This window comes from Neobacillus niacini (genome assembly GCF_023715415.1).
In the GTDB taxonomy this organism is placed as follows: domain Bacteria; phylum Bacillota; class Bacilli; order Bacillales; family Cytobacillaceae; genus Neobacillus; species Neobacillus niacini_C.
In genome coordinates, this window is record NZ_JAMBOB010000001.1 from 209,175 (window position 1) to 224,345 (window position 15,171).

The 15,171-nt window shown below is 38.3% G+C and carries 13 protein-coding genes; all 13 read right to left on the reverse strand.

The annotated features are described in order from the left end of the window. Positions 1-65: 65 nt before the first annotated feature. Positions 66-791, reverse strand: a complete 726-nt coding sequence (locus M3189_RS00905; RefSeq protein WP_251630946.1) for a GntR family transcriptional regulator — start codon at positions 789-791, stop codon at positions 66-68. Between the two features lie 248 nt (positions 792-1,039). After that, positions 1,040-3,385, reverse strand: a complete 2,346-nt coding sequence (locus tag M3189_RS00910) for a DNA translocase FtsK (RefSeq protein ID WP_251630948.1) — start codon at positions 3,383-3,385, stop codon at positions 1,040-1,042. Between the two features lie 154 nt (positions 3,386-3,539). Further along, the gene (locus M3189_RS00915) at positions 3,540-3,776 is read right to left on the reverse strand and encodes a YlzJ-like family protein (RefSeq protein ID WP_251630949.1); all 237 of its coding nucleotides are present in this window, start codon (positions 3,774-3,776) and stop codon (positions 3,540-3,542) included. Continuing rightward, on the reverse strand, positions 3,773-4,525 hold the full coding sequence (locus M3189_RS00920; protein ID WP_251630950.1) for a ClpP family protease: 753 nt from the start codon (positions 4,523-4,525) through the stop codon (positions 3,773-3,775). Before M3189_RS00920 ends, M3189_RS00915 begins: the two co-directional genes overlap by 4 nt. Positions 4,526-4,649: 124 nt before the next feature. Then, complete coding sequence (locus M3189_RS00925; protein WP_285889263.1) at positions 4,650-6,317, reverse strand: ribonuclease J; 1,668 nt, start codon at positions 6,315-6,317, stop codon at positions 4,650-4,652. Positions 6,318-6,540: 223 nt separating this feature from the next. Next, complete coding sequence (gene dapA / locus M3189_RS00930; protein ID WP_251630951.1) at positions 6,541-7,407, reverse strand: 4-hydroxy-tetrahydrodipicolinate synthase; 867 nt, start codon at positions 7,405-7,407, stop codon at positions 6,541-6,543. An 86-nt stretch (positions 7,408-7,493) separates the two neighbouring features. Then, entirely contained in the window at positions 7,494-8,738 is a 1,245-nt protein-coding gene (gene dapG / locus M3189_RS00935; protein ID WP_251630952.1) for an aspartate kinase, read from the reverse strand. Positions 8,739-8,770: 32 nt separating this feature from the next. Next, on the reverse strand, positions 8,771-9,829 hold the full coding sequence (gene asd, locus M3189_RS00940) for an aspartate-semialdehyde dehydrogenase (RefSeq protein ID WP_251630954.1): 1,059 nt from the start codon (positions 9,827-9,829) through the stop codon (positions 8,771-8,773). A 186-nt stretch (positions 9,830-10,015) separates the two neighbouring features. Further along, positions 10,016-10,615: a dipicolinate synthase subunit B gene (gene dpaB, locus M3189_RS00945; protein ID WP_251630956.1), complete on the reverse strand. Its 600-nt coding sequence runs from the start codon at positions 10,613-10,615 to the stop codon at positions 10,016-10,018. Next, positions 10,612-11,514, reverse strand: coding sequence for a dipicolinic acid synthetase subunit A (gene dpaA / locus M3189_RS00950; RefSeq protein WP_251630957.1), 903 nt, complete (start codon positions 11,512-11,514; stop codon positions 10,612-10,614). The genes dpaB and dpaA overlap by 4 nt, the downstream gene beginning before the upstream one ends. Before the next feature lie 162 nt (positions 11,515-11,676). Further along, on the reverse strand, positions 11,677-11,931 hold the full coding sequence (locus M3189_RS00955) for a YlmC/YmxH family sporulation protein (protein ID WP_251630960.1): 255 nt from the start codon (positions 11,929-11,931) through the stop codon (positions 11,677-11,679). A gap of 889 nt (positions 11,932-12,820) precedes the next feature. Beyond that, positions 12,821-14,059 (reverse strand): M16 family metallopeptidase, encoded by a 1,239-nt coding sequence (locus tag M3189_RS00960; protein ID WP_251630962.1) that lies wholly within the window; start codon positions 14,057-14,059, stop codon positions 12,821-12,823. Positions 14,060-14,131: 72 nt separating this feature from the next. After that, complete coding sequence (locus M3189_RS00965) at positions 14,132-15,079, reverse strand: polysaccharide deacetylase family protein (protein ID WP_251630964.1); 948 nt, start codon at positions 15,077-15,079, stop codon at positions 14,132-14,134. Positions 15,080-15,171 lie beyond the last annotated feature (92 nt).

Genomic DNA, 15,171 nt, shown 5'->3' on the forward strand with positions numbered 1-15,171 from the left:
GTTTGATTTAGTAGAAATGTACTAAAGTGCAGACATGATTTATTATTCCGTAATATTTAAGAAAATTACACTCTTTTTCTTAATACCTGAAAACTAAATTTATCTGCTTTAAAGTAGTTTACCGAAAAAAGCACAGGTTCATCCATTTCATCGAAATGCATTTGCTTTAAAACGAGCAAAGAAGTTTCTGGTTCACATTCTAATATGGGAGAAATTTTCTCATGATAACCAATTGGTTCGATTTGAGCAACCGCATATGTAATTTTTCGGTTTGCCTCCTCTTCTAAAATGGAAAAAATGGATTCCTCTCCATGGGAAAAAGTCTCTGGCAAGATTTTTTCAGGTACCTTGTCGATACAATATACAACAGGTTCCCCGTTTGCAGTTCTAACCCGCTCCATGATCACAATTTCCTCATTAACAGAACATGAGAAACGACGAATGTCCTCTTCAGTAGCTCCAACAGTTGATGAACTTAAAAAGATTGTACCTGGCTTCATCCCCGCCTGAAATATCATGTCAGTTACACTATTAAGTTGTTCAATTCCTGATGTAAACAGCGGCTTAGAATTAACAAACGTACCTACACCATGGCGGCGAATGATAACGTTTTCTTCCTCAAGTATGCGTAGTGCTTCTCGAAGTGTGGCTCTGCTTACACCGAGATGTTTGGCAAGATCGAATTCAGATGGCAGTTTTTCTTTTTCCTTGTAAACTCCTTGTTCGATATCCTGTTTTAACCGATCGATAACTTGTAGGTATAAATGTCGGTTATCTAGCTTAATAGACATGCGGGTACCTCCAGCTTCTTCCTAAGACATCAGACATCTGATGTATAATCATTCCTACTAATCGAAAATAATATAACACTTTTTTTATCATAAGGAAATAGAAATTCATGAAATTGTCGAAAAAAGTAATAATGTCGAATAGTATTCAAAAAAATAGGCCTAATTACTCTTAAATCTGCTATAATTTATTATTGTCCAAATCAAATAGGAATATTTTAGAAAAATAAAAAGAGCCGTTTGGCTCTTTTTTAATTTACTTCTTCATTTGGTTTCGATTGTAATACCGCTCTCGGTTTGCTGCCTTCATATGCTCCGACAATCCCACGAGCTTCCATTTCATCAATCAATCGTGCCGCTCTTGTATATCCTATACGAAAACGACGCTGTAACATGGAAACAGAAGCCGTTTGCATATCGATTACTAGATCCACAGCGTCGGCATAAAGGTCATCATCTACCTCGCCAACTGCTTCAGGTGTATCGTCTGGAATCATCTCATCTTGATATTGTGCTTTTTGCTGCCCAATTACAAAATTAACCGTTTCCTCTACTTCATTGTCTGATAGAAAGGCACCTTGTACTCGAACTGGCTTTGAAGCACCCACAGGTAAAAATAACATATCCCCTCTGCCCAGCAGTTTTTCTGCGCCACCCATATCCAAGATTGTTCTTGAATCCGTGGCACTAGAGACAGCAAAGGCAATTCTTGAAGGAATATTTGCTTTAATTACACCTGTGATGACATCAACGGATGGACGCTGGGTTGCTATTATTAAGTGAATTCCGGCTGCTCGAGCCATTTGTGCAAGCCTTGTAATGGAATCCTCTACATCAGAAGAGGCTACCATCATTAAATCAGCAAGCTCGTCCACAATGACGACAATATATGGTAAAAGTGGCTGTTTATCATTTTCCTCGATGTTATGTCTTTTGATGTGGTCATTATACCCTTCGATATTCCGAGTTCCAGTATGAGAGAACAGTTCATATCGTCTCTCCATTTCACTGACAACCTTCTTTAAAGCTTGTGATGCTTTTTTAGCGTCCGTTACAACTGGTGCTAATAAATGTGGTACTCCATTATAAACATTTAACTCTACCATTTTAGGGTCAATCATCATTAATTTGACTTCATGTGGCTTAGCTCTCATTAATATGCTTGTGATAATACCGTTGATACAAACACTTTTCCCGCTTCCAGTTGACCCGGCCACCAGGAGATGGGGCATTTTATTTAATTCAGCAAGTACTGCTTCCCCGGTAATATCCCTGCCAAGACCAATCAGTAGCTTCGCTTCTGGCTTATTATTTTGAGTAGCTTCTAGGACCTCTCTTAGTGAAACAACTGCCACCTCTGAATTTGGTACTTCTATTCCAATCGCTGACTTTCCAGGAATAGGGGCTTCAATTCGTATATCTTTAGCAGCTAGTGCTAATGCTAGATCATCACTCAAGCTCACTATTTTACTAACTTTAACGCCGACATCAGGATGTACTTCATACTTTGTAACGGCTGGACCAAGATGTACCTGTGTTACTCGGGCCTTTACTCCGAAGCTTTGAAAAGTTCTTTCCAGTTTAGCTGCATTCGCATGAATTAATTCGTACTCCCCGCTTTGATCTGTTTTTTTCGGAAGCTTTAAAAGTCTTAGCGGCGGTAATTCATATGCAACATTCTCCACTTCTGTAAAAGTAATCGGAGGTGTACTATCTTCTTCTATTTTCTGTTCAGTCCCTTTATTTTTTGAATCCTCTTTTCTTCGTTTAGCTCTTTGTGGCTCTTCATCAGGATAAGCACGATCTGCAAAGCTTGAGATTAGGGGTTCAGGGATGATGATTTCTTCTTGATCATTTTGTAACGGTGGAATGATTTCTGGCTGAACGGATGCTGTTGCCCTGTTCTCACGTTCTCGCTGCAGTTGTATCCGTCTTTCTTCCCGCCGCTCTTGCTTTTTTCGTTTCCATTCTTCCATATCTAATCGAAAGGCACTCCATTGTCCCTTTGAAAATTCAATCATCGTGTTTCCTACTTTTGCAATAAACTCTCCGAATGATTTACCGGTAAGCAAAATAAATCCTATTAGAATAAAAATAAAGGCAATAATCTTTGTGCCTGTTTCAGCAAAGAGGTAATGAAACATAGCAAAAAGTACGGCGCCAATCATCCCTCCACCAAGGTCAATGGTGCTTGTTTCCCCTTTAACCTCCATCATAAATATTTCCCATGTATTACTAATCACACTAGGATTCTTAAAGTTTCCATCATTCGTTAATAAATGAAAAAGTGTTACATGGCTTAAAAGGAGAATAGAAGAAACGATAAGATAAATTCCAATTAATTTAATATGAAAAATAAAAGGAATTGTCCGTTTCCACATAAGATACACGCTTAAAATAACAAGGCCAATTAAGCTGAGCATGTACCATTCGCCCATCCAGAATCGAAAAAATAGTACGGCTGCTTCCCCAACAGCACCCAATTTAGCTATCGATATAATAGCAAGCGCTAATAAGGCAAGCGCAGTAAGTTCGTATTGTACAGTTTGTTTTAAATGATTATCTCGCTTTTTTGATCTTCTCTTTTTCTTCGCCATCATATCACCTGTCTATCTAAGTGTAGTACTATCATCATTATCAACCTTTTGCTTTATCAAACGCACTCCCTATTAGAAAATTACCCACAAAAGGAAGAAAGCAGCCGTTATTGGCTGCTTAAGCTAGGTATCCTTATTATACCATAATATTCTATTAGTTTGATGACAATCCTTCAATGCTTGCACAAGAAATTTTAGCACCTGGGCATAGGCGCTCGTCTAAATAATGCTGAGGATCACTACTTAATATGCGAATGACTTGGACATTCTGGGCATCCGATTGTTCTACTATCATTGACACTCCTTGATAGGTTACAGTTTGTTGTCGACTAAAGGCTTCTGTGTCATTTGGAAAAATTAATTCCTGCGGCATCATCGTATAAAGAATCATTGAACCAGCCCCTCACTAGCAGCTTTTGATTGATCTATTAATTCATTTAACTTCTTCATTGCCTGACCTAGTCCGCCAACCTCGTCAATCAAACCATACTCTACTGCATCAGGACCAACGACATTTGTCCCTATGTCACGAGTAAGATTACCTTTAGCAAACATTAGATCCTTAAATTTCTCTTCCGTAATATTTGAGTGTTTGGTTACAAAATTGACAACCCTATCCTGCATTTTATCTAAATATTCAAAGGTTGCAGGTACTCCAATTACTAGACCAGTCAAACGAATTGGATGGATGGTCATCGTAGCTGTTTCAGCTATAAAGGAGTAATCACATGAGACTGCTATCGGCACTCCTATTGAATGTCCTCCACCTAAGACAATCGAGACAGTTGGCTTTGAGAGTGTTGCCATCATTTCAGAAATGGCCAATCCAGCCTCCACATCTCCGCCTACTGTATTTAATATTATCAATACTCCTTCTATTTTAGGATTTTGTTCAATCGCTACTAATTGAGGAATCAAGTGTTCATATTTTGTCGTTTTATTTTGTGGAGGCAGCGCTAAATGACCCTCAATTTGGCCGATAATTGTCAAACAATGAATTCTAGAGTCGGAAGAAAGCTGAGGAACATTCGTTTGCCCTAGCTGCTGTATTTTTTCCATTAAAGAAGAAGGCTTATCCTCTTTTTGAGGTTCTTGCCCTTCCTGATTTCCCGATTCACTTTTTTGTATATCCTTATTCATCATAAGTCTCCCTTCACGCATGATAACGTTAGTATTGACCTATGAAACAATTTCATTCTTACATGGAATAAAATCCTAGGTAAAGAAAAGAAGCATTGGTTTACCCAATGCCTCCTTTACCTTCTTAAACTTCCATTATGATTGGAAGTATCATGGGCCTTCTTTTTGTTTTTTCAAACAAATATCTGTTTAGCCCATCTCTTATGTCCTGTTTAAGGCTTGACCATTCAAACGATTCTTTAGAAATGTTCTTCTGCACGATATCTCGAACTAATTTTGTGGATTCATCCATTAATTTTTCTGATTCACGGACATAGACAAAACCACGTGAAATAATTTCTGGACCTGCAGAAATCTGCTTATCCTGTCTAGTTAAGGTAACCACTACAATTAAAATACCATCCTGAGACAGTAGTCTTCGATCTCGTAAAACGATATTTCCAACGTCACCTACACCAATTCCATCAATTAATACATTCCCTGACGGAACTTTACCCGAGATAGAAAACTTTCCCTCCTTAAATTCAACCACATCCCCACGGTCTGGGATAAGAATATTCTCATCCGGTACTCCACAAGCAAGAGCCAGTCTCCGATGTGCCTTTAGCATTCTATATTCCCCATGCACCGGAATAAAGTACTTAGGCTTCATTAAGTTAATCATAAACTTTAATTCTTCTTGGCTGCCATGGCTGGAAACATGTAACGGTCTTTTTCCTGAGATAACATTTGCTCCTGCTCTAAAAAGCATATCCACTGTCCTGGATATCAATAGTTCACTACCTCTAAGAGTTGATGCAGCGATTAGAACCGTATCACCAGGTTTGATATTTACATGTTTTGACGTTTGCTTCGCCATTTTTTGAAGAGCTTCAATCGGCTCCCCTTGACTTCCTGTCATTAATACAACGATTTCTCTGTCTTCATAATTATTTATTTCACCAACAGGGATAATTAGATCTTCGCTCACTTCTAAATAGCCTAAATCCAGTGCAATATGATAAATTCTTTCAAGACTTTTCCCCACTACTGCTACTTTACGGCCATTATCCCTTGCTGCATCAAAGATATGTTGAATTCTGTTAATGTCTGAAGCGAAGCATGCAGCTATCATTCTGCCGCGTGTATTATAAAAAGCAGTGGATAACTCTCGCTCAACGATTGCTTCGGAGGTGGTGTATCCAGGCTTCTCTGCTTCCGTACTGTCTGAGAGTAAACATAATACGCCTTTTTCTCCTAGAGCGGCCATTTTCCCTATTTCAGGCTTATAAAGTTTTGTTGCTGCCTGATCAAATTTGAAATCACCCGTATATACGATGCTGCCTTCTGAAGTATGGATGCATACACCTACTGAGTCTGGAATACTGTGATTTGTTCGAAAGAAGCTTACTTGGACAGAATCCATCTCTACAATCGTATCCGATGTCACTTCAATAAAATTAGTCTTCCCACCATATTCCTGCTCCTTTAACTTTGCAGCCGCGAGCGCTAAGGTAAGTTTTGTTCCGTAAACAGGTACGTCCATTTGACGGAGAAGATAGGAAAGGGCACCGATATGATCTTCATGACCATGTGTAAGGAATACTGCCTTCACTCTTTCCTTGTTTTCTGTTAAGTAACTGATGTCTGGAATCACAATATCAATGCCAAGCATTTCATCCTCGGGGAACATTAACCCGGCATCAATGATATAGATGTCCTTGTCCACCTCGACAAGATACATATTTTTCCCGATTTCTCCAATACCACCAAGCGTAATAATCTTAATGGAACTATTTTTTCTATTTATCAATTTCCGTTTCCTCCTATGATGATTGTCTAGCTCTCTTTTTCGTAAAAGTTCTTCGACATTTCAAAATTGCCCGATCGAGTGGCAGTTATGCTTATTATACTTGATAGTTGAAAACCTTTACAACCAAATTTAGTTGTTTTACCCTTTGGAGGAAAATAAATGAATCGTAAGTTATGCCATTTAAAATGCCAATCGAATTTTTCCGATTGGCATTTTGTATAAATTATAATAGTATTTTAATTAATGTTGACCTTTCTTGTTCGGTTAAAGGAACAAGCGGCAATCTTACTGAACCTACATCGAGTCCTTTAACTTGAAGCGCTGTTTTAACAGGGGCAGGACTTGGAGCAGCAAAAAGTCCCTGCATAATAGGAAGAAGCTGTTGGTGCAGCTTTGCTGCTTTCTCATTTTCTCCTTCTAAAAAGGCCTTTACCATCTCTTGCATTTCATTCCCAATTACATGAGAGGCTACAGAGACAACTCCTACTCCTCCTATAGAAAGCACTGGAATGGCTATACCATCATCACCACTGTATAGATCAAAATCACTATCAGTATTCGCAATAATGTGAGTCATTGCATTTAAATCCCCACTTGCTTCTTTCACAGCTACAATATTTGAAACCTTTGAAAGCCTAATGATGGTATCAGGATGAATATTTACTGATGCTCTTCCTGGAATATTATAAACCATTACAGGAAGAGTAGTAGCTTCAGCAACAGATTTAAAGTGCTGATATAATCCTTCTTGATTTGGTTTATTATAGTAGGGTGCGACCACCATAATACCATCCACTCCAAGCTGTTCCGCTTTTTTTGTCAGTTCCACTGAAGCATAGGTATTATTGCTGCCTGTTCCTGCTATTACCGGTATTCTTTTCTTAACTACCTTTACTACATGAGCAAATAAAGCTAATTTTTCTTCTTTAGATAGTGTAGGCGATTCGCCCGTTGTACCTGCAACCACAAGGGAATCCGTACCATTTTCTATCAAATAATTTACTAATTGAGTGGTCTTCTGAAAATCGATATGTCCTTTTTTATCAAAAGGTGTAACCATGGCTGTTGAAACCCGCCCAAAATGAACCATTATACTACTCCTTTCAATTACGAAATCCAGGCAGCGACAATGGCATTTTTGGTTTCAAACTGCCATTTATCGTATCCTCTACACTATTAGATATCTGTAAGTTTTGTTTCAATTGCTTCTTCTTCCAGATGAAAGGCGTCATGCAATGCATTCACAGATTTTTTCAAATCATCTTGTTTCACTAGTACCCAAATGGTCGTATGGCTATCAGCTGATTGAAGAATCCGAATTCCATTCTCAGAAAGAGCTGTAACAATTTTAGAAGTAACACCTGGTACTCCGGCAATACCGGCTCCAACGACAGACACCTTTGCACAATGACGCTCCACCACAGGTTCATGACCTATTTCTTTTAAGACCTTTATTGCTCTCTCCGTCATTTCATCCGTAACCGTGTATACAACACCATTTGGTGAAATATTGATGAAATCCACACTGATTTTTTCATTTGCCATTGCTTTAAAAACTTCTGCTTGTAAATAGTATTGGTCTTTTTTTGCAAAAACTTTAATTTGGGTTACATTGGAAACATGTGCAATGCCCGTAACCGTTCTTTCTTTAATATCACTGCCTCGTGAATCTTTCGAAATAGATGTTACCAATGTTCCTAAATCATCTGAGTACGTGGAGCGAATTCGAATGGGAACCTTTGACTGCATTGCTATCTCAACTGCTCTTGGATGTATCACCTTTGCACCCTGATAAGCCATATTACATAGCTCCGTATAGGTAACCACAGATAGACGCCTAGCATTTTCAGCTATTCTTGGGTCAGCTGTCATAATGCCTTCAACGTCTGTAAAAATATCAATCCATTCTGCATTTAATGCAGCCCCTAAAGCAGCTGCTGAAGTATCACTGCCACCTCGTCCAATTGTTGTGATGTCACCGTTCTTTGCAGCACCTTGAAATCCAGCCACTACGACCACATCATTATGTTCTAACTCTCTTAGTAATCGATCGCATTTCATTTCAACAATCTTTGCTTGTGAATGCTCATTATTCGTTCGAAATCCTGCCTGAGCCCCGGTCAAAGCAATAGCGTTTATGCCATTGACTTTCAACATATTGGAAAAAACAACACTAGAAATGATTTCACCACAGGATAAAAGCAGGTCATTTTCACGTTTAGAAACCTTACTTTGATTACCCCCAATTAAAGAGAGAAGTGTATCTGTTGCATAGGGATCTCCCTTTCTACCCATCGCCGATACTACTACTACAACCTTATATCCATCTGCTAATGCTTTTTCGATATGTTTCTTTGCATGTTCCCTGCCTGCTTCATCCCTGACAGATGTCCCGCCAAATTTTTGAACTATTATTTTCATAGACATAGTAACCTGCCTTTATCATCAAACCATTATTTTTTTTCTTTGATTAATCCAAGCTTTATTAAGCTTTCTGCAATTTGAACTGAATTCCAGGCAGCACCTTTTAGTAAATTATCAGAAACAACCCACATATGGAAACCACGACTCTCATTTAAATCGTTACGAATCCTTCCTACAAACACATCATTACTGCCTACACAATTTGCAGGCATTGGATATACTTGATTTTCTGGGTCATCCTGCAAAACAACACCTGGTGCTGATTTCAATAATTCTTTTATTTCATTTGCACTGACGTTGTCTGCTTCAATTTCAAAATAAACAGATTCAGAGTGCCCCACTGCGACTGGTAATCTCACACAGGTTGCAGCAACAGCAAGCTCTGGTAAGTGCATAATCTTTTTCGTTTCATTAATCATTTTCATTTCTTCAAAAGTATAGCCGTTATCTTGGAACTTATCAATCTGTGGTATCGCATTAAAGGCAATCTGGTAGTGGTTCTTGTCACCTTTAACAGGTAAAATCTTAGGTTCTATTGTCTCACCATTAATGATAGCCTTTGTTTGATCCTGCAACTCCTCAATTGCAACGGCTCCTGCACCTGAAACTGCTTGATAGGTGGAAACAATCACTTTCTTTAGACCATATTTTTGTCTAATTGGTTCTAATGCTACGACCATTTGGATAGTTGAACAATTCGGATTTGCAATTATACCATTATGATTATGCAAGTCATTTTCGTTAACTTCAGGCACAACCAGAGGAATTTCTTCATCCATTCTAAATGCACTTGTGTTATCTACTACGATTGCTCCGTGTTTTACTGCTTCTGGAGCAAGTTCTTTTGATATATTGCCGCCTGCCGAAAATAAAGCAATATCCACTCCTGCAAAGCTTTCAGGCTTTGCTTCTTGAATCGTATGCTCAACACCGTCAATTGTAACCTTTTTACCGGCGGATCGGGCAGAAGAGAGTAGAGTTAATTGTCCAATAGGAAATTTTTCTTTCACTAATGTTTGGATCATTTGTTGACCGACTGCTCCGGTCGCTCCTACAACAGCCACATGATAACCTTTTGATTGCTTCATATTCTAGTACCCCTCTCAATCTTTCATCTATAATGATTGGTCATTTCTGTTTCAATGGTTTAGAAATCAGAAAAGATTAATATAAACTCTCATCAGTGAGAAAATTGGTCCCACTGATGATTGAATTATTAATATATTAACATATTCCTTAAAAGAAATAACCATATTTGACGAAAGGTGTGAGAATTAGTCTGCATCCCTATATCTTTCCACCAAGACAGGTTGAATTTGCCTGCCTTCAATTGCTGCTTCAACAGTTTCCATTAACATCGGCATTCTCGCCACCATCGAGTTAGGCTTTTTTACCGGATCATCTTGCCCATATGGGATAAAATATATATTTTTTGTTGCCATTAATCTCATTAAGTTAACTCCATTTAATCCCAAAGCATCATTTGTAGATATTCCAAGTACAACTGGTTTTAAATTTCTTAGCGTTGCCTTTGCAGCCATTAAAACAGGACTATCATTCATTGCATTTGCAAACTTACTCATTGAAACACCAGTTAAGGGGGCAATAACCATACAGTCTAAAGGAATTTTCGGCCCTAATGGCTCAGCATTAACGATTGAATCTATCGCTCTGTTACCTGTTAGATCCTCGATTCTCTGAATCCAGTCCTCCCCTTTACCAAAACGGGTTTCTGTATTTTTAACTGTAAAAGAAACGACAGGTAAAACTTCAGCACCTGCTTGAACCAGTTTCTCAATTTCTGGAAAAACTGCGTCATACGTACAATGAGATCCAGTTAAACCAAAGCCTATTTTTTTTCCTTTTAAACTCATTTTATTATCCCCTTTCGCTTACCTAAATCATCTTGAAGCAATTGGGCCAGAACATTGGCTAATATTTGACCAGCTGTTTTTGGCGCGACAATTCCAGGTAACCCTGGAGCTAGTAGTGCTTTTATTCCTCTTTTTTCAGCATACCGAAAATCCGTTCCACCTGGTTTTGAAGCTAAATCAATAATCAAAGTATGAGCAGGCAGTTTGGAAATAACGGATGCCGTTACAATTAATAACGGGATTGTATTAATTAAGATATCTGTATCCTTCACCTGTTGTTCTATTTCGTTTAAATGAAATGGAGTTAAAGCCATTTCGGTAATTCTTGCAATATGTTCGGTTTTCCTGGCACCAACCTTTATTTTTGCTCCAAGCGCATGGAACGTTCTTGCGACACTCATCCCAACTCTTCCTAAGCCTAATACTGTAATATTTGAGCCATGAATCGTGAAATCAGTATGCTGGATGGCCATCATAATCGTTCCTTCCACAGTCGGAATAGAATTGTAAATAGCCACATCGTCCCTTTCAAATAGCTGAACAAGCGGTCGATTCGCTTCCTTCGTAATACCATTTAAATAGGTATTACTAATTCCGGAGTAAATGGTACAATGTTCAGGTGTTTTCAAGAGCATTTCGGCTGTTAAAATTACCTTTTCATTCGAAAAGATTGTTTCAACATGCCCTTCTAAATTTGTACCGGGTACCGGTAAGATTAAAGCATCCATATTTGAAAAATCGACTTCATCCAACTTTTCCTTCACAGCGCCTGTGAATGCGTGGTCAAGCTGCTCGAAGCCAATTAAAGATAATCTGGCATCTAACTCGGTTAACTTCCGGATAATTTCCAGCTGTCTTGCATCTCCACCGATCACGGCTATCTGCATCCCTGTCAGCATGAAATCATTCACCTTCTTTTTTTAAAAATCCTAACAGAAGTCTTTTTCTTCTTATCACTTCAACATCTTATGTAAGAGTGAATGAATCTGTGAGTTTTTCATTCACAGATAAAAAAAAAAGCCCAAGCAAAATTTTATTTGCTTGGGCTTTTTACCGTTTCGTTATTCTTCAGCCTTTTCTTCTTCATGGACATCAATAATGATCATATCCGTTCCTATTTTTTTTATATGCTGCCATGGTACTCTTATTTCCCCGCCTTGTTTTCTAAATCCAAACCATTTTACAGACGGAATTAGCAAGGCTTGTATTTGCCCGGTGTTCTCATTGATTTCTAAATCTGTTTGACCAAGAACGCCTAACCGCTCTGCCCTTTTCACATCTACTATTTCTTTTCCACTTAATTCACTTAACCTCATTATAATGAACTCCTCTCTCTACACTCCTTACTATAAGTTTATCGATGGAAGTCCTAATTTAGACTAAGAAAAGTGAAAGTGCTAGGCCAACAGCGCTTGGGCAAAAAGAAAAACAGTTCTAAGAACGAACTGTCAGATTGTCGAGAAGGTATCTTTCTCGGCAATTTTTACTTTTCAGCCTGCCCAAAGGCCTGTTGATTTCCGCTTCAGGTGCTTCGCTTTCCGCGGGCGTGCCGGGGAGCCTCCTCGGCGCTTAAGCGCCTGCGGGGTCTCCCCAGCCCCGTACTCCCGCAGGAGTCTTCGCACCTTCCGCTCCAATCAACAGGGGGAATGAACCAGGAGATTGCCACACACTTTCTCAAATCTGGCTAAGTGCGTAGCAATCTTTTTCATATTTTGGCATGCTGTCATGAACATTTCCTGGTGTTACAAACGCATCAGTTATGACTTAACAGGTGATCTTGAGGCACTAAATCATCAATAAATACAAATTTCGCTTCATTATGTATCTCTATTTTTGGCTTTTACGTTTAATCACCGTCCTATTAATATTAATAATATTATATAAATTAATTCGTGAATCGATAAAGTTATTGATAATTAAAGGCTCTTTTCTAACAGATAGATGTTTTATCAATATTGAAAGCAAAGAGTGGATTGGAGCGAAAGGTGCTTGACTCCTGCGGGATGTAGAGGAAAAGTCGAGACCCCACAGACGCGCAGCGTCGAGGAGGCTCGACTTCCTCCCCGCGGAAAGCAAGCACCTGTAGAGGAAAGGAACGGTTCATTTGTATACAGAAGACAACATTTTATACGAAAAGAGCCAAAATAAAAGACTGTCGAGAGTTTCTCGACAGCCTGACAGTTCTAGAATGAACTGTTTTTTCTTTTAAATTAATGTTTTAGGTAATTCTCCAGTGGGACTAATTAATGAAACTGAGTATTTGTCTGTGAAAACTGATGTCGCCATCCCATTTACACTTTGTTTCGTAACTTGGTCAATCTGCTCAATAATTTCATCAAGAGATCGGTGACGCTTTAAGAGAAGTTCATTTTTACCGTTTCGGCTCATTCTGCTATTCGTACTTTCCAAGCCCAACATCAAACTTCCTTTTAACTGTTCTTTACTATTATTTAATTCTTTATCAGTTATTCCATTTTGTTTTAATTTTTCAAGTGTTTCTTGAATCGTTTCGTATAACACATCAAGCTGCTTGGCCCCCGTTCCACCGTATACAGTCACAACTCCATTATCCTGATATGCAGAATGGTAAGAGAAGACAGAATAGGCTAATCCACGCTGCTCACGAACTTCTTGGAACAATCTGCTGCTCATTGAGCCGCCTAAAATATTATTTAAAATGATTAAGCTGTATACATCTTCATGTCCAATCTTTAATCCTTCAAAACCTAGACAAAGATGAGCTTGTTCTGTTTCTTTCTTTCGTGATAATCGATTGGATTGGAAGACTGGAATATTTTCAATAATTGAGCTATCTCCGCCCTCATAGGAGCCAAAGTACTTCTCTACCTCAAGAATAAATTTATCCGAAACATTCCCAGCTATAGAAATAACAACATTTTCTGGTGTATAACGATTATGGATATAATCCTTAAGTGTCGATCCTGTGAATGTGTTTAAGGTTTCTTCTGTGCCCAATATCGGATATCCTAGTGGATGATCTTCATATATGGCCCTGCTAAGTAAATCATGGACAATATCATCGGGAGTATCATCATACATTTTAATTTCTTCAAGAACGACATTTCTTTCTTTATTTAACTCTTCTTCTACAAAGGTTGAATTGAAGAACATATCCGCTAAAACATCTAAAGCGAATTGTGCATGAGTATCCAGTACTTTAGCATAATAGCAGGTGTATTCTTTAGAGGTAAAAGCATTCACTTGACCGCCAATACTATCAAATGATTCAGCTATTTCCTTCGCTGATCGGTTTTTCGTTCCTTTAAAAAACATATGCTCTAAAAAGTGCGAAATACCATTGGTTTGGGGATCTTCATTTCTTGAACCAGTTCCAATCCAGACTCCAATCGCCACAGATCTCACTGTTGGAATATTTTCTAATACAATTCTTACTCCATTTTTGCAAGAATATTTGTTAATCATCAAAATCCTCCTGTCTATAGAAAAGCGGAAAAATTAGCTATTATCTTTTATTATCTGGATACTTTGTTAAATTTATTTCATAATTCTTTCTTCACTCATTAAGTCACTAACCGTACCTATTTTTAATCCTTTTTCTTCAATAAGTGTTATTAGGGTGTCTAATGATTTTGCTGTAGATTCAGTTGGATGCATGAGTACCATTGAACCTTTACCAACTTTTGAAGTAACACGATTAATTAGTTGGTCTGGTGATGGCTTTTGCCAATCTATGGTATCTACCGTCCACATAACTGTTTTCATCTTAAACTCTGCTGCTATTGAAACGGTTTCGTCCCGGTAACTGCCGCTCGGAGGTGCAAACCATGTGCTTTTTTTTCCTGTTGCTGCTTCAATTACTTCATTCGTTTTCAGTAATTGCTCCCTAGTCTGTGCTGCTGATATTTTTTTCATATCAGGATGTGTGTAGGAGTGATTCCCCACCTCATGACCTGCACTCACGATCATTTTTGCCAATTCAGGATTATTTTTCACCCATCTTCCCTCAAGGAAAAAACTTGCTTTGACTTGGTGCTTTTTAAGGGCAGCAAGCATTTCAGGCAAATATTCATTTCCCCAAGCTACATTTATGATGAAGCTGACCATTGGTTTATCAGGATGGCCCCGATAAATAGGAGATGGAGTTAAATCGTTAAGATGTACAGATGGTACTGTTTGTTTAAATACTAATTTTTTTTCATTGAACGTACCGATTTTCTTCATATTTTTATATGAAGCTTCAATATCGACAGTTATCCCATTATAACCTGGAATCGCTTTCCATACTTCATCAATTTTAGCATTGGAAGGCGGTATTTCATATGTAGAAGCATTTTTTACAATACTTTGATAAAGAGGATCTTCTTGCTTTCCCACGGTTAGCACGTTGCTTGTGAGCGAAGCAACATATGTATCCACAAAAGGATTATTAACTGATAACCATGCAGCAAACAATAAGAAAGCAAACAAACATAACTTCTTCATATACCTTCCCCCTTCATAATCAATATATGAATTAGGGGGACAAGGTAGAACAAGATACATCTAACATGGAAAAAGTCAGGGTTCCCCCTGAC